Origin of the sequence: Duffyella sp. Ts4, from assembly GCF_051851875.1 — a bacterium.
Taxonomy (GTDB): domain Bacteria; phylum Pseudomonadota; class Gammaproteobacteria; order Enterobacterales; family Enterobacteriaceae; genus Duffyella; species Duffyella gerundensis.
The window spans coordinates 280,855-300,182 of the sequence record NZ_JBLYPN010000001.1; the positions used below are offsets into that span (position 1 = coordinate 280,855).

Genomic DNA, 19,328 nt, shown 5'->3' on the forward strand with positions numbered 1-19,328 from the left:
CTGCCCGGTTCAGCGAGCGCGTGGCGCCAGCCAGTGCTCAATGTCGCTGGCAGGAATGGGCTTCGAGCAAAAATAGCCCTGTACCTGATCGCAGCCGTACTGCTTGAGCAGAGTCAGCGTCGCTTCGGTTTCTACCCCTTCAGCCAGCACCGTGTAGTTCAGCTCCTTCAGCATATGAATGATATTACTGACAATAATCCGCGAGGTGGCATCGTTTGCCAGCCGCGTAATCAGCGACATATCAATTTTAACCACGTCCAGCGGCAGATCCTGCAGGTAGCTGATGTTGCTGTAACCGATGCCGAAATCGTCCAGCGAGATGTCAAAGCCGTGTGCTTTCAGCGATTGCAACCCTTCCACCGCCACGCGACTCTCTGTCACTAATTCGTTTTCCAGACATTCGATGCCCATCACCGATGCTGGCAACTGTGCGTCCTGCAATTTTGCCGCCAGCGCATCGGCAAAGCCTGGCTTGGAGAAATCCCGCTCACTGGCGTTAATCGATACCGGAATCAGCGTATATTCCTGATTCCAGGTTTTCAGCTGCGCAATCACGCGATTGATGACCCAATCGGTCAGCTCAGACAGCAGATTGGTTTTCTTCGCCAGCGGAATGAACTGTGACGGGAACAGCTCGCCGCGCAGCGGGTGATCCCAGCGTATCAGCGCTTCCAGACCCACGGTTTTACCGCTGTGCAGGCAAATCTTCGGCTGATACACCAGATATAAATCTTCATCCATTTTAAGCGCGCTGGCGAGATCGTTCATGATCAAAAAATCGTCGGTGCGCCGGGAATCGTATGAGGTGTCAAAAGGCATGGCGGTAACGTTGGTATGAATACCTTCGTGCAGCGCGCTGACCGCCTGACGCAGCGCCTCGTTGGCGCTGAGCTGGCCTGGCAAAAACTCGGTTTCGCCGGTGAACACTTCCAGCGCAATGGAGATATTCTCGCCAAGATCGGCATTCATGTTGCTGAGCGTGTTAACCACATCCTGAGCCTGCAGTGCTGTCTCGCTCGGCTGAAGGATAGCAAAACGGCCCGGGGCGAAGGCATACAGCGTGGTTTCGCCATTCATCTTGAGACGATGGAAAACGGAAATAGCGATGTGCTTCAGCAGCTGCTCGGCCGGGCCGGTGCCCACGGTGCGAGCCAGCTCATAGGTGCGCTGGATCTCAATGCAGTCAATCAGCATCAGCTTGTGAGATTGTTCGGGATTATCCAGCGCCAGTTGCTGAATATCGCGCACCAGACGTTGACGGTTTGGCAGATTGGTAATGAGATCCACAAAACCGGCGTGGCTCCAGGCATCCAAAAATGAGGTCACCAGTTCCGACAGAAACTTCAGCGTGATGAGCTGCTCGTCAGAGAACACCCGTGGTTCAACATCGGTGACGCACAGCGTGCCCAGTACAAAGCCATCTTCATTGGTCAGCGACACGCCCGCGTAAAAACGCATAAACGGCTGGCCGGTCACGAAAGGATGACTCACAAAGCGATCGTCAAGCAGCGTATCTTCCACCACCAGCTCACCATTGCCATCAACAACATGTCGGCACAGGGAATCACCGCGGGTCGACTGCTTTAAATCGAAATTCTGCGACGCTTTAATGTATTGGTTATTATCATCAATGATTGAGATAAAACTGCCTGAAATACCTAATACGCGGCTGGCCAAACGGACAAACTTATCCAGTGCTTCATCTCTGGTTTCATCGGGTGACAGCAATGTATTCACCGCTCTGAGACGACTTTTCTCAGTATCACTTTGATTATTATGCACTTAGGCCTCCCTGTATGCTGGCCATAAAAACTTAACAGAGGTTAAGATTAATAACGTTCCGGGTGAAATTTAATTAATTGCTGTCACTTTAATATAATGATTTCACTGGTGAATAGTGTCATAAGGCAGCCTTTTTTTCCAAGCATTTAGGCAGCAGCGGACACGAAAAACCGCGCCCTGTTTTATCGGGCCGCTACGCGACGCTGCGGCTGATGCGGCATCGTGGCGCGCTACGTCGGGGTGTGTACGCGGGATAACACGCGCCGCATCATCTGTTTAGCAGGAAAGTTAGCCCATGTGCCGCTGCACAATAATGCCCTTGTCTCCGCCTCGGTTTAATTCGCAGTAAAAACTCGAATGTTAAAAATCAGATTAAGGCGAAAGCACACTAAAATATTATTGCGGCTGGCAGTCATAGTCGCCGGAAATACGAATCTGGCTTTGCTGAGTACGCATGATCTCCACATGCATCGTCGGCTTATCATCAGCGTTAACATAATCCATCGCGTAATTACCGCTGAACTTTGTCGCGGCCACCACCCAGTGTATTTTCACCCGCTGATAATCGCCTTTTTGCTGCAAAAAGGTGACCTTTTGCACTTTAGGCTTTACCCCATTAATGCGCACCGTGCCGTTGGCACCGGGCGATACGCTAAACGCGCCGCATTTCATTGCCGGCACGGCGTCGAGGGCCGCAGAGACGTTGCCCGCCATGAGCATGGCGCTGGCGATCAGGATAAGGGTTTTCATTTTCACGGCGTCAGGGTTCTCGCGGTAAGGGTCATGTCGAATAGATAAGCTGATGCCCGCACGCGTCGTACAGGCAATCAGATCAGTAAAAGGTGGTTTCCAGCGTCGCCTTAAGGGTCACGCCTGCGCTGTTAGCACCCGGCTGGCGCACAATATCGCAGGCCACAGGAATTTTTTTCTGGTATTCGCAACGCATCGAAATGGTGCTTTCCCCTTCTGGCGTCTTGATGTTCATCGTGTAGTCAGCGGGCCTGGCGGCTTTTTGCGGCCATGTGTAATGAATCTCTTCCAGTGTTCTGTTCTCCGCACTGCCGATCACGCTGAGCTGCAATCCAGCATCGTCGTAGGCGTAGCGATAACGCACGCCCGCGTATTCCGGTATCGATTCCACCAGCCAGCCCTGCTCGTTGTAACGGAAGCGGGTGCGCTGTTTCTTAGCAATATTGAGCTTGCTTTCAATTTCACACTGTTGATTCAGCTCATACACCACCGCCTCGCCATTTTCATCACCGGTCAGCTGGGCAGCCTGTCGCTTAAGATGGACGCGGCCGGAAAGATCGCTGTCCATGGCAAAGGCAATAATGCAGCCCTGACGATCAAACTCGGCATTCACCTCGTGCACTACGCTGCCGCTGCTGTCGGTGGCGCGCTGGTGCAGCTTATGCACGCGGCCGGGCAACGTTTCGAAATCGTAAAGTGATGAGAGAGTCATCATGTTGCCTTTGGTCACAGGCGCTTCGCGGTCACAGCCCATCAGCATACAGAGCGGTAACAGCACAAGCCGATGCGTTTTCATTATTCACCCTTGTTGTTATTGAATGACATGCCCTGTCGCCTTATTTGCGGTGCGCTTGTGTGACCTGCCCGGCAATCCGGTGCGTTAAAAAAAGGCTTTCGCTAAAAGGAATTATAATCAGGTTACTGCTGCCCACGAAGGAAGGTTTTTATGCTGTGGATCGAACAAGGCCTCTATTTACGTGTGGAGGAGTTAACCAACGGCCCGCGTCCGCTGCCGTTGCTGAGTGGATTTAATCGCGATACCGCCTATCGGGCGCTGGGCTGCTTCAACCCTTCAGAAACCTCCGACGCTTACTATATTCTCTCCAACGACCGCGATGAAATCTGGTTTATCTGTAATCGCCATCTGCGCACCGCTTTTCTGGCACCGGCCAGCGACGCTTTTCGGCTGGCGCTGACCCCCGCTGCATTGCTGGCCCGCGCTGCCGAGGCGTTGCCAGCGGCCGTTCCGCTTCATCTTAGCCGCTAGCATGCCAGGATGGCTCGTCAGCCGGGCCATCCCGCCTCAGGCGATACCCAATGCGTTTTTAACATCGTTGGCTATTTTTTCCACCTGCGGACCGTAGATCACCTGCACATCATGATCGCTGACCCGATTAACGCCGTTTGCGCCGGTGGTCATCAGCGTCTGATCCACCACCTCTTTCATCTCTTTGACCCGCACGCGCAACCGGGTGAAGCAGCAGTCGACCTCTTCGATGTTGGCCTCGCCGCCCAGCCCGCTGATGATCACGCTGGTGCGCTGATCGGCGGCGACCACTTCTGGCTTCGCTTCTTCTTCTGATTCCCGTCCCGGCGTTTCCACATTCATACGGGTAATCACAAACCGGAAGCCGTAATAGTAAACGGGCACGTAAACCGCACCGAGCACCAGCGTCCACCACCAGTGCGTTTTACTGCCACCCAGAATACCGAATACCACCAGATCGATAGCGCCGCCCTGCACGTTGCCGATCATCAGGTGCAGCATCGACATCAGCATAAAGGAGAGGCCGGTCAGCAACGCATGCAGCACATAAAGCACCGGCGAGACGAACATAAAGCAGAACTCCAGCGGCTCGGTAATGCCGGTGGTGAATGAGGTCAGCGCGCCGGCCATAACCAGCGCCTTAACCCGCTGTTTATGTTCCGGGCGTGCGGTGTGATAAATCGCCAGTGCCGCTGCCGGCAGACCAAACATCATCACCGGAATTTTACCCTGTGCCAGAAAGCGGGTGGCAGAGCGAATGGTGTCGTCGGGAATGGTACCGGGATGGGTCAGCGAGGCGTTGAAAATATTCAGCGCGCCCACCAGCGTCTGGTTATCCACGGTGGCAATGCCGCCAATCGGCGTAAAGCGCACCGTCTCATTCAGAATGTGGTGCAGCCCGGTAGGAATCAGCAAACGTTCAAAGGTGCCGAGCAAAAACGCACCGTACTGGCCGCTTTTGCCAATCATCATGCCAATCCATGCAATGCCCTGCCCAATGGTCGGCCAGACCAGCGCCAGTAGCACGCCAATCAGCGGTAATACCACCACGGTAACGATCGGTACAAAACGGCGTCCACCAAAAAAGCTGATGGCGGTCGGCAACTGTTGGGTATAAAAGCGGTTGTGCAGGAACACGGTAACCAGGCCCGCGATCACTCCGCCCAGCACGCTCATGTTGTAGGTAAAGATGCCCAGCGTGTCGATATATTCGGCGGAGACCATCATCGCCGCGGTTTGATCCATTCCCGCACGTTGCAGCGCTTCCGGCGTGGTAGTGGCGGCGGTCAGCCCTTTAGACGCCAGCGTGGCGCTGATGCCGACATGCATCGAGATAAAGCCGATAACAGCGGCAAAGGCGGCGGTCGGCTTCTCCGCTTTCGCCAGGCCAATGGCGCTGGCCACGGCAAAGAACACCGGCAGATTGGCAAACAGCGCCCCCGCGACTTTACGGATGAAGCCGATGATCAGCTGCGGAATCTGCAAACTGGCAAAGGCTTCGCCGGTGATAGCGGGATTCTGCATCGCGGCCGCCACACCGAGAAAAATACCGGCAGCGGCGATCACCGAAATCGGCATCATCAGCGCCTTGCCAAAGGCGTGAATCTGGCTGGCCATTTTTTTCATCTTCATCGCTCTCTTGTGCGGTTGAAAGCTTCATTATTAGCCAACAAATCCTGCAGGGCGCCGCAGAGGCCGCCTTGCAGCGGCCAAAGTTTGACCTGCATCACAAATAAAAGCGCGACGCGATAAACGGCACCTATCACACCATTAAAGCAATCAATTAGACAATTCTGCATGTCGGGAGCAGACTCCTGCGAAAAGAAGACATAACTTCTTAACAACTCATAAACAAGAAAAGCCTGCAAATATCATGAAATTTAAAACTAAAATTCAGCCTTACCGGGCCGCTGCTGGCGGCTGGGGTTCACTGGAAGCCACCACCCGTTTTGTTTTTGACAGCAAACAAGCGTTGAAAAACATGCGTAACCTGATGCGCATGAACAAAGCCAAAGGCTTTGACTGCCCTGGCTGCGCATGGGGCGATGACAATAAAAGCACCTTCAGCTTCTGTGAGAACGGCGCTAAAGCGGTGACCTGGGAAGCGACCCGCCGCTTTGTGGATGCCTCCTTCTTTAAAAAACACAGCGTGTCGGCGCTCTATCAGCAGAGTGATTACTTCCTGGAATATCAGGGCCGTTTGACCGAGCCATTGCGCTACAACGCCGAAACCGATCACTACGAAGCGGTGAGCTGGGATGAGGCTTTTGCGCTGATCGCGAAGCACATCAAGGCGATGGATAATCCGCATCAGATGGAGCTATACACCTCCGGCCGCGCCAGCAATGAAGCGTCATGGCTCTATCAGCTGTTTGGCCGCATGAACGGCAGCAATAACTTCCCTGACTGCTCTAACATGTGCCACGAAGCCAGCGGTAGCGGCCTCAAACGCAGCATTGGCGTAGGCAAAGGCACTATTCGCCTCGACGATTTCGACCATGCTGATGCCATTTTTGTTTTTGGCCAGAACCCGGGTACAAACCACCCGCGCATGCTGCACAGCCTGCGTCATGCGGCCGATCATGGCGCAAAAATTGTCACCTTCAACACCCTGCGCGAGCGCGGTCTTGAGCGTTTTGCCGATCCACAAAAGCCGCTGGAAGTGGTGACCTCAAAAGCGGGCACCATCAGCTCAACCTATTATCAGCCCAACCTCGGCGGCGATATGGCGGCGGTACGTGGCATGGTGAAAGCGCTGGCGGAAACCCATCGTGCTCGCGTGGCCGCAGGCGAAAAAGGCCTGTTTGATGAAGCCTTCCTTAATGCTAAAACTCAGGGTGTCGACGCCTATCTGGCGGCGGTGGACAACACCAACTGGGCGCAGATTGTGCAGCAGTCAGGCCTGAGCGAGCAGCAACTGCGCGAGGCCGCGGCGATTTACCAAAGCGCCGACCGCGTCATTTGTACTTGGGCGATGGGTATCACCCAGCACAAACATTCTGTGGATACGGTGCGCGAGATCGTTAACCTGCAGCTACTGTTTGGACAGCTGGGAAAAAAAGGCGCAGGCCTCTGTCCGGTGCGTGGCCACAGCAACGTACAGGGCAACCGCACCATGGGCATTGATGAGAAGCCGAGTCAGGCATTTCTTGATGCGCTGGGTAGCCATTTTGATTTCGAGCCGCCTCGCGCCGCCGGCCACAACACCGTGGAAGCGCTGGAAGCGATGCTGCGCGATGAAATTCATGTGTTTATCGCGCTGGGTGGCAACCTCGCGGCAGCAGCACCGGATAGCCCGCGCACCGAAGAAGCCCTGCAGCGTTGCGGCCTGACCGTGCATATCAGCACCAAGCTGAACCGCAGCCATCTGGTGCCGGGCGCAGAATCGCTGATCCTGCCTACCATTGGCCGTACCGAACTGGATATGCAGGCCACCGGCTCGCAGTTTATTACCGTTGAAGATTCGTTCAGCATGGTGCATGCCTCAGAAGGCATCGGCAAACCGCTGGCGACGACGCAGCGTTCAGAAACCGCCATTGTGGCAGGCATTGCTAACGCAGTGCTGGGCAGTGAAAAAGTGGACTGGATGGCGCTGGCCGCGGATTACAACCTGATTCGCGAGCACATTGCGGCGACTATTCCTGGCTTCCAGGATTTCAATGCTAAGTGCGAGCAGCCAGGCGGTTTTTATCTCGGCAACGCGGCGGCAGAACTGCGCTTCAATACGCCATCGCAGAAAGCGGAGTTTAGCGCAGCCGCCCTGCCAGTCTCACTGTTCCCGGATTTAGGCGAAGGTGTTACCGCACCGTTTACCCTGCAAACGCTGCGTTCACACGATCAGTACAACACCACGATTTACGGCCTCGATGACCGTTACCGCGGCGTATATGGCCAGCGCGAAGTGCTGTTTATTAATCCGGAAGACCTGGCTGAGATGGGCATGACGGAAGGTCAGAACGTTGATATCGAAACCCTGTGGAACGACGGCATTACGCGTCGCGTCAGCAACTTCAAGCTGGTGCCGTACAATATTCCGCGTGGCAACCTTGCGGCGTATTATCCGGAAACCAACCCGCTGGTGCCGCTTTCCAGCTATGGCGACGTGAGCTTTACGCCGACCTCAAAATCGGTGCCGGTGAAGATTTCCCTCTCTGCCGCCGTAGTCACTCAACGCATTGCCTGATAGAGTGTCAGCGCCATGTAAAAAGCCGGTTCGTCCGGCTTTTTACGTTTTTTTCACCTTGCCGCCAGGCAGTGATTCGCGTAAAACTGTCAGCCGCTTACAGCCACGAAATTAAACGACTATGTTCCAGGATAATCCGCTGCTCGCGCAGCTTAAAGAGAAGCTCCACGCGCAGACGCCTCGTGTGGAAGGTGTGGTAAAAGGTACCGAAAAAGGTTTCGGATTTTTAGAAGTGGATGCGCAAAAAAGCTACTTCATTCCACCACCGCAAATGAAAAAGGTGATGCACGGTGACCGCGTCGCGGCGGTGATCCAGACGGATAAAGATCGTGAAATCGCTGAACCCGAAAAACTAATTGAGCCTTTTCTGACGCGCTTTGTTGGCCGTATCCAGAAAAAAGACGATCGCCTCTCCATCGTTCCCGATCATCCTTTATTAAAGGATGCGATTTCCTGTCGTCCCGATCGCGGCGTAAAGCACGATTTTCAGGCGGGCGACTGGGCGGTTGCCGAAATGCGCCGTCATCCGCTGAAAGGCGATCGAGGCTTCTACGCTGAACTGACCGAGTTCATTATCGAAGGCGACAATCATCTGGCACCGTGGTGGGTGACACTGTCACGCCATAATCTTGAGCGCGAAGCGCCAGGCGTCGGCTTTGGCGAGATGCTGGATGAACAGCTGACCCGCGAAGATCTTACCGCACTGAATTTCGTTACCATTGACAGCGCCAGCACGGAAGATATGGATGATGCGCTGTATGTGGAGGCGCTGGATGATGGTGCGCTGAAACTGACCATCGCCATTGCCGATCCTACCGCCTACGTGGCGGAAGGCAGCGCGCTGGATGCGCTGGCCGCAGAACGCGCGTTCACCAACTATTTACCGGGCTTCAATATTCCGATGTTGCCGCGTGAGCTGAGCGATAACGTCTGCTCGCTGCGCGCCAACGAACGTCGTCCGGCGCTGGTGTGCCGTGTCACCATCGCTAAAGATGGCACGCTCGGTGACGATGTGGCCTTCTCCGCCGCGTGGATTGAATCGAAAGCCAAGCTGGTGTACGACAACGTTTCTGACTGGCTGGAAAACAGCGGTGAATGGCAGCCGGAGAGCGACGCGATTGCTCAGCAGATTCGTCTGCTGCACGCCGTTTGTCTGGCCCGCAGCGAATGGCGTAAAACCCACGCGCTGGTGTTTAAAGATCGCCCCGATTACCGCTTTGTGCTGGGTGAAAAAGGCGAAGTGCTGGACATCGTTGCCGAACCGCGCCGCATCGCTAACCGCATTGTGGAAGAGGCGATGATTACCGCCAACGTCTGCGCCGCGAAGGTGCTGCGTGAGAAACTCGGCTTTGGTATCTACAACGTGCATCTGGGCTTTGATGCTGCCAACGCTGAATTGGCGGCGGCGGTGCTGGCCAATCATGGCGTAACGGCCGATCCGCAGGCTATCGCCACGCTGGAAGGTTTCCGCGTATTGCGCCGCGAACTGGATGCCCAGCCAACGCAGTTCCTTGACAGCCGTATTCGTCGCTTCCAGTCGTTTGCTGAAATCAGCACCGAACCCGGCCCGCACTTTGGCCTTGGTCTGGAAGCGTACGCAACCTGGACCTCACCGATTCGTAAATTTGGCGACATGGTCAACCATCGTCTGCTGAAAGCGATCGTACGTGGCGAACAGGCGCAGCGTCCGGCTGATGATATCACCCTGAAAATGGGTGAACGTCGTCGTCTGGGCCGCATGGCCGAGCGCGATGTCGGCGACTGGCTCTATGCTCGTTACCTGCAGAAAGCTGCCGGTACCGATCAGAAGTTCAGCGCGGAAATTATCGATGTTTCCCGTGGCGGTATGCGTGTTCGCCTGCTGGATATCGGCGCCGTAGCCTTTATTCCTGCGCCTTTCCTGCACAGCGTGCGTGATGAACTGGTATGCAGCCAGGAAAACGGCACCGTGCAGATCAAAGGCGAAGTGGCCTATCGCGTGACGGATGTGATTGACGTGACCATCGCCGAAGTGCGCATGGAAACGCGCAGCGTTGTCGCGCGACCAGCAGCATAAAGACCTTCCCTGCGGGACAGTTCTGTCCCGCAGTTTTTCATCCCGCTCTGTGAAATTCGCTTTGCCGCTCACACTTCTCCTCTGATTCACTTTCCTTAACAAACTATTACATTACTTTTAACTTGTTGTTTATCTGACGGCCTTTTTTGGTTTCAACAAGGAGTGGGTTATGCAAAACGTCAAAACCGGCGTTATCTGGTTAGCAGTGGCGTTAGTGGGAGGATTCGCTTTTGCAATGCTGGCGCTGAGCCGCGGCGAACATGTGAACGCCGTCTGGCTGGTGGTGGCCTCCGTGGCCTGTTACAGCATCGCTTATCGTTTTTACAGTCGTTTTATCGCCAAAAATATTTTCGAGCTGGACGATCGTCGCCGCACCCCTGCGGAACGGCTGAACGACGGTCTGGACTATGTACCGACCAATAAATGGGTGCTGTTTGGCCACCATTTTGCCGCCATCGCCGGCGCCGGTCCGCTGGTCGGCCCGATTCTCGCTGCACAGATGGGCTTTTTACCCGGCACTATCTGGATTTTAGTCGGCGTGATGCTGGCCGGTGCGGTACAGGATTTTCTGATCCTGTTTATCTCTACCCGCCGCGATGGCCGTTCGCTGGGTGAAATGGCGCGTCAGGAACTGGGCGCTTTCGCCGGCGTGGTGACCATGCTCGGTGCGCTGGGTGTGATGATCATTATTTTGTCAGCGCTGGCGCTGGTGGTGGTTAAAGCGCTGGCAAACAGTCCGTGGGGTCTGTTCACCATCGCGGCGACCATTCCGATTGCCCTGTTTATGGGCGTATACATGCGCTTTATTCGGCCAGGAAAAATCGCTGAGGTCTCGCTGATCGGTTTTGTACTCATGATGGCAGCGATCATTTACGGCGGCGATATTGCCCAGCATCCTTACTGGGGCCCGTTTTTTACGCTGAAAGGCACTTCGCTGACCTGGGTGCTGGTGATTTACGGCTTTGTCGCCTCGGTGTTGCCGGTATGGCTGCTGCTGGCGCCGCGTGATTATCTCTCAACCTTCCTGAAAATCGGCGTTATCGTCGGTTTGGCTGTGGGCATCGTCTTTGCCATGCCGGAGATGAAAATGCCGGCGGTATCGCGCTTTATTGACGGCAGCGGTCCGGTATTCTCTGGCGCGCTGTTCCCTTTCCTGTTTATTACCATCGCCTGCGGCGCGATTTCCGGCTTCCATGCGCTGGTCTCCAGCGGCACCACGCCGAAGCTGATTGAGCGCGAAAGCCACATTCGCTTTATCGGTTACGGTGCGATGCTTATGGAATCCTTTGTCGCCATCATGGCGCTGATCTGCGCTTCGGTGATTGAACCTGGCGTTTACTTCGCCATGAACTCACCGGCCGCACTGATTGGTACCACGGTTGAAACCGCTTCTCAGGCGATTAACGGCTGGGGTTTTGTGGTGACGCCGGAGATGCTGAGCGGCATTGCCCGTGACGTCGGCGAGACGTCGATACTGTCGCGCGCCGGCGGCGCACCGACTTTCGCCGTGGGCATGGCGCATATCATCACCGAGGTGTTTAACAGCCGGGCGATGATGGCGTTCTGGTATCACTTTGCTATTTTATTTGAGGCGCTGTTTATCCTCACCGCGGTGGATGCCGGGACCCGCGCCTGTCGCTTTATGGTGCAGGATCTGGCCGGCACCTTTATTCCATCGATGGCCAATAACCGCTCCTGGCTGGGCAACATGGCGGGCACCACCGTGGCCGTCGCCGGTTGGGGCTTCTTTGTTTATCAGGGCGTGGTGGATCCGCTGGGCGGCATCAACACCCTGTGGCCGCTGTTTGGCATCGGTAACCAGATGCTGGCGTCGATGGCGCTGATCCTCGGCACCGTGGTGCTGTTCAAGATGAAGAAGCAGCGCTACGCCTGGGTGACCATTCTGCCTACGGTCTGGCTGTTCATTACTTCAATGACCGCCGGATGGCAGAAAATTTTTCACGAGAAACCGAGTATTGGCTTTCTGGCGCAGGCCAACAAGTTCAGCAAAGGTATCGATCAGGGCGTGATTATTGCACCCGCGAAAAGCGTGGCGGATATGCAAACCATCGTGCTGAGCAACCATATCAACGCGGCGCTGTGCGGCTTCTTTATGCTGGTGGCGGTAACGATGCTGGTAGCAGCGGTATTGGTGATTCGTCGGGCGCTGAGCAATCCGCAACCGAGCGTACATGAATCGCCGGTAGTGTTACGTGAGGAGGTACGTCATGGCTAAACTGGTTTATCGGGTTGCGCGGCCTTTAGTACCGCCGGTGATTATACGCTGCCAGCAGACAGCACCGCCGTCGCCGGAAAAACTCACCCTGCGGCTGGTGATGCAACGGCTGGCGCAGTGCTTTCGTTTAATGGTGGGCGTGCAGGATTATGGCAACTATGTGCGACATATGCAGGCGCATCATCCGGACCAGCCAGCGATGAGTGAACGCGACTTTCATCGCTACTGTCTCGATGCGCGATTTCCTGGTAAAGGGGGCAAGCTGGGTAAGTGTCCCTGCTAGCCCTGGCCCCTGCGGGGGCTTTTATTGTTACCATGAGATTGTCAATAAAAATAGTTTTTAAATGCATCTTGTGCCGGGACAAGTTGACGAATACTGTTGCTGAAATAATAAGATAACGGCCTGCATTGCTTTCCCGGAGGAAGATTTCATGACCGATGAACAAGGGCAAACGTTAATGTATGCCCTTTTTGGTACCACCAGCCCTCATTGGCGCCTTACTGCAGACAGCGATGCTCTTAATTTTGCCGAGGATGAACAGGCGAAAACCAATCTTGCCATTCCCCTCACCTCTTCTCAGGCCGGGCTGCTTCGCGCCATGACGGTGATCACCTCCAGCGTCAACATCACGCTTTCACTGCGTGGCGAATATCTCGCAATGCATTTTGTTGGCCGTAAGGTTGATCAATATACCTGGGCGGGCAGCGCGTCAGCCTGGGGCGACACTACCGCCGTGGCCAGGGATTTGACCCAGGGCTTGTCGTTTGCTGAGCAGGTTGTCTCCGAAGCGAACTCGGTGATCGTGATACTCGATCAGCGGGGAAACATTCAGCGATTTAACCGTTTGTGCGAAGAATATACCGGCCTGAAGGAACAGGAAGTTATCGGCCGTAATGTGTTTCAGCTGTTTATGACTCGCCAGGAAGCCAGCGAGTCGCGCCGCAATATTGCCGGTTTTTTCCGCGATGGCAGCTCTTACGAAGTGGAACGCTGGGTGAAGACCAAAAAAGGTCAGCGGCTGTTCCTGTTTCGCAACAAGTTTGTGCACAGCGGCAGCGGAAAAAACGAGGTTTTTCTAATCTGTTCCGGTACGGATATCACTGAAGAACGACGGGCGCAGGAACGGTTACGCGTGCTGGCCAATACCGATACTGTGACCGGCCTGCCAAACCGCAATGCGATTCACCAGCAGATTGCGCAGGTGATTGAAGCCCGCGAAAACTCTACTATTGGCGTGGTCTATCTTGACCTCGACAACTTTAAAAAAGTGAACGACGCCTACGGCCATATGTTTGGCGATCAGCTTTTACAGGCTGTTTCACTGGCTATTTTAAGCTGCCTCGATAAAAATCAGACACTTGCCCGCCTTGGCGGCGACGAGTTTCTGGTGCTGGCTGAAGATACCTCGCAGGAGAAGATGGAAGCGATGGCCACGCGGATTCTTGAGCACCTGCGCCAGCCTTTCCGCATCGGCTTAATCGAAGTCTACAGTGGCTGTTCCATCGGCATTGCGCTGTCTCCTGCTCATGGTGAAGAGCGGGAAAGCCTGATTCGTAATGCCGATACCGCCATGTATTACGCCAAAGAGCATGGCCGTGGCCGCTATTGCCTCTTCTCGGCGGAGATGAACAAGCGGGTTTTCGAGTATGTCTGGCTCGACACCAACCTGCGTAAGGCGCTGGAGCAGGATCAACTGCTGCTGCACTATCAGCCTAAGATCGACCAGGGCGGCGCGGTCAGTAGCGTTGAGGCGCTGGTGCGCTGGAACTCACCAGAACGCGGCATGGTGTCGCCAGGGGAGTTCATCGCCTATGCCGAGGAGTCGGGTCTGATTGTGCCGCTGGGGCGCTGGGTGATGCTCACCGCGGTGAAACAGATCGTGGAATGGCGCAAGCAAGGCATTATGCTGCGCGTTGCGGTAAACGTTTCTGCGCGCCAACTGATCGATCAGAGCATCTACCTCGACTTACAGCAGGCGCTGCAGGAGAACGGGCTGGATGACTGCCCGATCGATATTGAGCTGACCGAAAGCTGCCTGATTGAGAATGAAGAGAAGGCGCTGATGCTGATGAAGCAGTTTCAGCAGCTGGGCGCCGAAGTGCATCTGGATGATTTTGGTACCGGCTACTCGTCGCTGTCACAGCTGGCGCGCGTGCCTATCGACGCCATCAAGCTGGATCAAAGCTTTGTGCGCGACGTAAATACCCAGCCGGTGGCGCAATCGCTGGTGCGCGCTATCGTTGCCGTGGCCAAGGCGCTGGAGCTGAAGGTGATTGCAGAGGGCATCGAAACTGAAGCGGAAGAGACGTTCGTGATGGAAAGCGGGGTCGATGTGCGGCAGGGTTACCTTTATGCGAAGCCAATGCCCGCAGAAGATATCGGGCATTGGCTGGTTAAGCGTACTGCCCTTGGCTAATTATCCCGCTTTACGTAACTGCGCACTGTGGCGGTTTTGCAACTGCACCAGGCGTGTCATGTAAGCGAGGTCCTTTGGTTCGATGGTAAAGGCGAAGTCGACCCAGTCTTCGGTAATATCCATGAGTTCAGCGCGCGACAACTGCAACACACGCTGGCGCGCTTTTAACATCGCTCTGACCCCGTTGAGCTTGGGCTGTAACGTATCAATAAAGGTGCGCACCGCCCGATAGCCTTCACCGGGTTGAAACACCTTGTCCACCAGGCCACGGGTTTCAAACCACTCCGCAGAGTGTGATTCCCCCTCACAAATCAACTCTTCCGCCAGCTTCATGCCGGAACGGCGCGCCACCAGCGAATAGCCGCCCATTCCCGGAAACAAGTTAAAGGCAATTTCCGGAAAGCCCATCCGTGCGTTGTTCTGCGCCAAAATAAAGTGATGCGCCAGCGCAGCCTCAAATCCACCGCCCAGTGCGCTCCCCTCAATCATCGCCAGTGACACCGCGCCGGTGTCAAAACCTCGAGCCGCCGCATGGATGCAATCCACACAGGCGCGCGCATACGCACGCAGCGCCTCACGACGGTTGTTTTGGATGCAGTCAACAAAGAAGCCGAGATCGCCTCCTGCGTTGAACATCGATGGCACCAGCGACCCGGTGACCCAAAAGTCAATCTTCAGGCCCGAGCGTTGCGCGGCATAGCTCAGATTCATGATCTCTTCAATCAGAGCATGGTTAAAACTGGGACGCGGTTGCGCACGCAACATCATCCACATGGTTCGGCGGCCTTCCTCGTAATAAGCAGAAAGTTGCGTGGTTTGTCCTGCTTCGGTAAACACTCTGCATGTCGCCTGATTTAAAACTGTCATAATCGTATCCTCTCGTTATATGAATGCGTTAACCGCAACACCAGCGTAAACGAGAGTGAGACCAAACTTAATAAGAGTAAGATTTTTAAGAAAAAACCATGCTAAATCGCTGACTTAGCACGGTTTTAAAACATTAGCACGGCTATTTTATTGCGGCATGCTGCGCCGAGGCCACTTGCAGACGCTTAATGCGTCGTGAATAGAGCGCGGTGAGTATCGGCACTAAAATCGAAGTGACAATCACCGACGTCGCGACCAACGCGGTGGCAGCGGGCGCTACCGCCTTAAACTGCGGCAACATTTCAGCAATCAGCACCGGCGTGGCTACCGCGGCACCAGCGGAACTGGAGGCGGCGATCCCTGCGGTGCCGTCACCGCCGCCAATCCAGCGGTCGGCGAAAATCAGTGGGATGCCAGTGACCACAATGACCGCCAGGCCGAGCATGATACCGAGCAGACCGGTTTGTGCGATGACCGTCAGGTCGATGGTGTTGCCAAGGGCAAAGGCGAAGAAAGGGATCAGCGTCTGAATCGCCTTGCTGAAAAACTCGCGCAGTTCAGGATCGATGTTACCCAGCGCAAAGCCAATCACAAATGGCAGTACCGCGCCAACAAACACGTGTGGTTCAAAAGAGGCGATACCGGCGGTGCCAAGAATAACCATGGTCATCAGCGGGCCCGATTCCAGCGACATTAGAACAAAGGCGCCCGCCTCTTCTTTGGTGCCATACTGTTGCATCACCGAGGCGTAGAGGCCGCCGTTGGTCATGTCCATTGCCGCAACCAGCGCCAGGGTGGACAAGCCCGCCAGCATGCCGACCTCAAAGCCATTCTCCGGAATCAACCGCGATGCAACCGCGGCGACGATCCAGGCCACGGCAATTTTTGTCACCACCAGCGTACCGGATTTGCGTAGCACGGTGCCGGTAGCGCTGAGCTTGATCGACGCGCCCATGCAGAAAAACCATACCGCCAGAATCGGTACCGTGCCGCCAATCAGGCCGTTGGTAAATGAGCCAAAATATTTGCCGGCACCGGGCGCAAGCGTGTGGCAGAGAGCACCAAGGAACAGCGGCACTAACATCATGCCGCCAGGGATTTTGTCAATCGCGCGTTTGATATGCATTTTGTTTTCACCTTGATTCAGCAAGACGACGTCGTCGGTTGCAGAGGCCCGGATGGGCGGTGAAAGCAAGATAGCGGAATAGTCACGCAGCAAAAGTGATCTGGTCGATATTTTTAAAACAACGTTTCATTTTTATAGATCTGCCATTTTGAAAGGCCAGTCACTCCTTTTGACCGTACCAGGCATCTTTGCCGTGCTTGCGCAAATAGTGCTTATCCAGCAGAGCCGGATTGATGGCGGGCAGCTGCGGCGTCAGTTGCTGGCTGAACAGAGCCATGTAGGCCACCTCTTCCAGCACTACCGCGCTGTGCACCGCATCCTGCGCACTTTTTCCCCAGGCAAAAGGCCCGTGTGAATTGACCAGCACGGCAGGAATCGCCAGCGGATCGATCTGCCGTTCGCGCAGCGTCTCAATGATCACCTGCCCGGTTTGCCACTCATAGCGCTCAATGATTTCATCATCACGCATGGCTCGTGAACAGGGAATGGTGCCGTAAAAATCATCGGCGTGCGTGGTGCCCCAGGCAGGAATATCGCGTCCGGCCTGTGCCCAGATGGTCGCATGTCGGGAATGGGTATGGACAATTCCGCCTGCTTCTGGCCAGGCCAGATAGAGTGCACGATGGGTATCGGTATCAGAAGAAGGACGTTTTGTGCCCTCCACTACGCGGCCGGTTTCCACTTCAACCACCACCATGTCGGCTTCCGTCATCTCACTGTATTTCACACCAGAGGGTTTGATCACCATCAGCCCAGAGGCGCGGTCTATCTCGCTAACGTTACCCCAGGTAAAGGTCACCAGATTGTGCTCCGGTAAGGCCAGATTTGCCTCGAGCACCTGCTTTTTCAGTTGTTCCAGCATCCTGTTTCTCCTTGCAAATAAACAGCAACAGTGTTGCCTGAAGCGAGCCTAGAGAATATGGATTGACTGGCTGTAATGCCGTTGGAAAGTCGCTGATGAGAGGAAACTGTGATGGAAATTGAGAGTTTTTAACCTGTTCAGGCGAAGCGGAAAACCTACAATACTCGGGTCAGCTACCTGTGCACAGGATATGACATTATCGCGTTATGCCTGGCTTATGCGCACATAATGAAAAATTATACACAGAGCGGAATAAGAGAAACAGAAGACCATCTATACTTGTGGTGTTGTCTCTGAGATCAATAACAAAGGAGTAGTGATGACAATCAATTTTAAACGCGTATCAGCGGTGGTTTTGGCCACCACGTTAGTCATTTCATTGAGCGGATGTTCTAACTGGTCAAAACGCGATCGCAACACGGCAATCGGCGCAGGCGCAGGTGCTATCGGCGGTTCTGTACTGACCAACGGCAGCGGCCTGGGCACCGTAGGTGGTGCAGCAGTAGGCGGCATTATCGGCCACCAGATCAGCCGCTAACGCACTTACCTGATACTTCACACAGCGTAATAACACTAAGCAAAAGGCCACTAATCAGTGGCCTTTTTTTATCCGCCCGCCAGCTTAACCTTGAGCCCTTTCGCTTCCAGCAGGCTTTTCAACAGATCGCGCTTATCGCCCTGGATTTCGATGACGCCGTCTTTAATCGCGCCACCGCAGCCGCATTTCTTTTTCAGCTCGGCGGCCAGCGTGCTCAGCGCCGCATCATCCAGATCGAGGCCGGTGATCAAACAGACGCCCTTGCCCTTGCGTCCGCTGGTTTGCCGCTGAATACGCACAATACCGTCACCTTTGGGCCGCACCGGTGCTGCTTTTGGTGTATCGATACGGCCGCTGTCGGTTGAATATACCAGAGGATTGTCGCGACTCATTTTGCCTCCTGTAACGATGCCAGAATAGCGTTCAGTGTAGCGGCCGGCTCGGTGGATTGGGTGATCGGGCGTCCAATGACCATGTAATCCACGCCGGCGCGCTGCGCATCCACCGGCGTCATGATGCGACGCTGATCGCCAGCCTCGCTGCCCGCTGGACGAATCCCTGGCGTTACCAGCTTGAATGCGCTGCCCAGCTCTGCTTTGAACGTTGCGGCTTCCTGCGCCGAGCACACTACGCCGTCCAGGCCATTTTGTTGTGCCAGCCGTGCCAGACGTCCGGCATATTCTGCCGGTGACGCCTGAATGCCCAGATCAAGCAGATCGCTGCTTTCCATACTGGTGAGTACGGTAACGGCGATCAACAACGGCGCATCTTTGCCAAATGGCAGCAGCGCCTCCTTGGCCGCCGTCATCATGCGCGCCCCGCCGCTGGCATGCACATTGACCATCCAGACGCCAAGATCGGCCGCTGCGGCAACGGCGTGCGCGGTTGTGTTGGGAATATCATGGAATTTAAGGTCGAGGAAAATCTCGAAGCTACGCTGCTGCAGTGTGGTGACAAAGTCAGGGCCAAAGCGGGTAAACATCTCTTTACCCACTTTCAGACGGCAACTGCGCGGATCGATGCCATCCACAAAGGCCAGCGCACGGTCGCGATCGGCATAATCGAGAGCGACCAGAATCGGTGAAGTGATCGGAGCAGGTGAAGTCATGAATTGTCCTTGGCTGAGCACCGGCGGGCGCATTGATAAACGGCAGCATTCTACCTGCGGTCACCACCCTGTGACAACGTTGCAACGGCCGGTCACCGTTGTTCTTTTGCCAGACTATTAGGCGACCTGTGCTCCG

The 19,328-nt window shown here is 55.1% G+C and carries 16 protein-coding genes; 7 read left to right on the forward strand and 9 right to left on the reverse strand.

What is annotated here, in order from left to right:
• Positions 1–9: 9 nt before the first annotated feature.
• The 3 genes from ACJY2L_RS01370 to ACJY2L_RS01380 all read right to left on the reverse strand — a co-directional run bounded on the left by ACJY2L_RS01370 (position 10) and on the right by ACJY2L_RS01380 (position 3,328).
• Positions 10–1,782 carry a putative bifunctional diguanylate cyclase/phosphodiesterase gene (locus ACJY2L_RS01370; protein WP_439212136.1) on the reverse strand — a complete coding sequence of 591 codons (1,773 nt, stop codon included), beginning with the start codon at positions 1,780–1,782 and terminating at the stop codon, positions 10–12.
• A 396-nt stretch (positions 1,783–2,178) separates the two neighbouring features.
• Complete coding sequence (locus ACJY2L_RS01375; protein ID WP_439212137.1) at positions 2,179–2,532, reverse strand: hypothetical protein; 354 nt, start codon at positions 2,530–2,532, stop codon at positions 2,179–2,181.
• Positions 2,533–2,614: 82 nt separating this feature from the next.
• Positions 2,615–3,328 (reverse strand): YnfC family lipoprotein, encoded by a 714-nt coding sequence (locus ACJY2L_RS01380; protein WP_439212138.1) that lies wholly within the window; start codon positions 3,326–3,328, stop codon positions 2,615–2,617.
• Positions 3,329–3,478: 150 nt separating this feature from the next.
• Here ACJY2L_RS01380 and ACJY2L_RS01385 point away from each other — a divergent pair, with 150 nt between their 5' ends.
• Positions 3,479–3,799 carry a hypothetical protein gene (locus tag ACJY2L_RS01385; protein ID WP_439212139.1) on the forward strand — a complete coding sequence of 107 codons (321 nt, stop codon included), beginning with the start codon at positions 3,479–3,481 and terminating at the stop codon, positions 3,797–3,799.
• Between the two features lie 36 nt (positions 3,800–3,835).
• On the opposite strand, the gene ACJY2L_RS01390 is transcribed toward ACJY2L_RS01385, so the two are convergent.
• Positions 3,836–5,425, reverse strand: a complete 1,590-nt coding sequence (locus ACJY2L_RS01390; RefSeq protein ID WP_439212651.1) for a PTS transporter subunit EIIC — start codon at positions 5,423–5,425, stop codon at positions 3,836–3,838.
• Positions 5,426–5,672: 247 nt separating this feature from the next.
• On the opposite strand from ACJY2L_RS01390, the gene ACJY2L_RS01395 reads away from it, so the two are divergent.
• The 5 genes from ACJY2L_RS01395 to pdeR all read left to right on the forward strand — a co-directional run bounded on the left by ACJY2L_RS01395 (position 5,673) and on the right by pdeR (position 14,691).
• A complete protein-coding gene (locus ACJY2L_RS01395; protein ID WP_439212140.1) occupies positions 5,673–7,982 on the forward strand; it encodes an FdhF/YdeP family oxidoreductase in 2,310 nt (769 codons plus the stop codon).
• A 121-nt stretch (positions 7,983–8,103) separates the two neighbouring features.
• Positions 8,104–10,038, forward strand: a complete 1,935-nt coding sequence (locus tag ACJY2L_RS01400; RefSeq protein WP_439212141.1) for an exoribonuclease II — start codon at positions 8,104–8,106, stop codon at positions 10,036–10,038.
• A gap of 169 nt (positions 10,039–10,207) precedes the next feature.
• Positions 10,208–12,274: a carbon starvation CstA family protein gene (locus ACJY2L_RS01405; protein WP_439212142.1), complete on the forward strand. Its 2,067-nt coding sequence runs from the start codon at positions 10,208–10,210 to the stop codon at positions 12,272–12,274.
• Positions 12,267–12,557, forward strand: coding sequence for a YbdD/YjiX family protein (locus tag ACJY2L_RS01410; RefSeq protein ID WP_439212143.1), 291 nt, complete (start codon positions 12,267–12,269; stop codon positions 12,555–12,557). The genes ACJY2L_RS01405 and ACJY2L_RS01410 overlap by 8 nt, the downstream gene beginning before the upstream one ends.
• 148 nt (positions 12,558–12,705) lie before the next feature.
• Complete coding sequence (gene pdeR / locus ACJY2L_RS01415; RefSeq protein ID WP_439212144.1) at positions 12,706–14,691, forward strand: cyclic di-GMP phosphodiesterase; 1,986 nt, start codon at positions 12,706–12,708, stop codon at positions 14,689–14,691.
• Here the strand turns inward: pdeR and ACJY2L_RS01420 are convergent, their stop codons facing one another.
• The 3 genes from ACJY2L_RS01420 to araD all read right to left on the reverse strand — a co-directional run bounded on the left by ACJY2L_RS01420 (position 14,692) and on the right by araD (position 17,546).
• Positions 14,692–15,558, reverse strand: coding sequence for a crotonase/enoyl-CoA hydratase family protein (locus ACJY2L_RS01420; RefSeq protein WP_439212145.1), 867 nt, complete (start codon positions 15,556–15,558; stop codon positions 14,692–14,694).
• Between the two features lie 142 nt (positions 15,559–15,700).
• Positions 15,701–16,684, reverse strand: a complete 984-nt coding sequence (gene kdgT, locus ACJY2L_RS01425) for a 2-keto-3-deoxygluconate transporter (protein WP_264289205.1) — start codon at positions 16,682–16,684, stop codon at positions 15,701–15,703.
• 160 nt (positions 16,685–16,844) lie between these two features.
• Positions 16,845–17,546, reverse strand: coding sequence for an L-ribulose-5-phosphate 4-epimerase (araD, locus tag ACJY2L_RS01430; RefSeq protein WP_067430958.1), 702 nt, complete (start codon positions 17,544–17,546; stop codon positions 16,845–16,847).
• A 319-nt stretch (positions 17,547–17,865) separates the two neighbouring features.
• On the opposite strand from araD, the gene osmB reads away from it, so the two are divergent.
• Positions 17,866–18,084: an osmotically-inducible lipoprotein OsmB gene (osmB, locus tag ACJY2L_RS01435; protein ID WP_067430959.1), complete on the forward strand. Its 219-nt coding sequence runs from the start codon at positions 17,866–17,868 to the stop codon at positions 18,082–18,084.
• Between the two features lie 68 nt (positions 18,085–18,152).
• Here the strand turns inward: osmB and yciH are convergent, their stop codons facing one another.
• Positions 18,153–18,476, reverse strand: a complete 324-nt coding sequence (gene yciH, locus ACJY2L_RS01440) for a stress response translation initiation inhibitor YciH (RefSeq protein ID WP_187486022.1) — start codon at positions 18,474–18,476, stop codon at positions 18,153–18,155.
• The gene (gene pyrF / locus ACJY2L_RS01445; protein ID WP_439212146.1) at positions 18,473–19,192 is read right to left on the reverse strand and encodes an orotidine-5'-phosphate decarboxylase; all 720 of its coding nucleotides are present in this window, start codon (positions 19,190–19,192) and stop codon (positions 18,473–18,475) included. Before pyrF ends, yciH begins: the two co-directional genes overlap by 4 nt.
• Positions 19,193–19,328 lie beyond the last annotated feature (136 nt).

What these genes read in the sequence shown, in the direction of transcription:
- ACJY2L_RS01380 (WP_439212138.1), bottom strand. Translation starts at nt 3,328, where the DNA reads ATGAAAACGCATCGGCTTGTGCTGTTACCGCTCTGTATGCTGATGGGC.
- ACJY2L_RS01375 (WP_439212137.1), bottom strand. Translation starts at nt 2,532, where the DNA reads ATGAAAACCCTTATCCTGATCGCCAGCGCCATGCTCATGGCGGGCAAC.
- ACJY2L_RS01405 (WP_439212142.1), top strand. Translation starts at nt 10,208, where the DNA reads ATGCAAAACGTCAAAACCGGCGTTATCTGGTTAGCAGTGGCGTTAGTG.
- pdeR (WP_439212144.1), top strand. Translation starts at nt 12,706, where the DNA reads ATGACCGATGAACAAGGGCAAACGTTAATGTATGCCCTTTTTGGTACC.
- yciH (WP_187486022.1), bottom strand. Translation starts at nt 18,476, where the DNA reads ATGAGTCGCGACAATCCTCTGGTATATTCAACCGACAGCGGCCGTATC.
- osmB (WP_067430959.1), top strand. Translation starts at nt 17,866, where the DNA reads ATGACAATCAATTTTAAACGCGTATCAGCGGTGGTTTTGGCCACCACG.
- pyrF (WP_439212146.1), bottom strand. Translation starts at nt 19,192, where the DNA reads ATGACTTCACCTGCTCCGATCACTTCACCGATTCTGGTCGCTCTCGAT.
- ACJY2L_RS01410 (WP_439212143.1), top strand. Translation starts at nt 12,267, where the DNA reads ATGGCTAAACTGGTTTATCGGGTTGCGCGGCCTTTAGTACCGCCGGTG.
- ACJY2L_RS01395 (WP_439212140.1), top strand. Translation starts at nt 5,673, where the DNA reads ATGAAATTTAAAACTAAAATTCAGCCTTACCGGGCCGCTGCTGGCGGC.
- kdgT (WP_264289205.1), bottom strand. Translation starts at nt 16,684, where the DNA reads ATGCATATCAAACGCGCGATTGACAAAATCCCTGGCGGCATGATGTTA.
- ACJY2L_RS01390 (WP_439212651.1), bottom strand. Translation starts at nt 5,425, where the DNA reads ATGAAAAAAATGGCCAGCCAGATTCACGCCTTTGGCAAGGCGCTGATG.
- ACJY2L_RS01420 (WP_439212145.1), bottom strand. Translation starts at nt 15,558, where the DNA reads ATGACAGTTTTAAATCAGGCGACATGCAGAGTGTTTACCGAAGCAGGA.
- ACJY2L_RS01385 (WP_439212139.1), top strand. Translation starts at nt 3,479, where the DNA reads ATGCTGTGGATCGAACAAGGCCTCTATTTACGTGTGGAGGAGTTAACC.
- ACJY2L_RS01400 (WP_439212141.1), top strand. Translation starts at nt 8,104, where the DNA reads ATGTTCCAGGATAATCCGCTGCTCGCGCAGCTTAAAGAGAAGCTCCAC.
- araD (WP_067430958.1), bottom strand. Translation starts at nt 17,546, where the DNA reads ATGCTGGAACAACTGAAAAAGCAGGTGCTCGAGGCAAATCTGGCCTTA.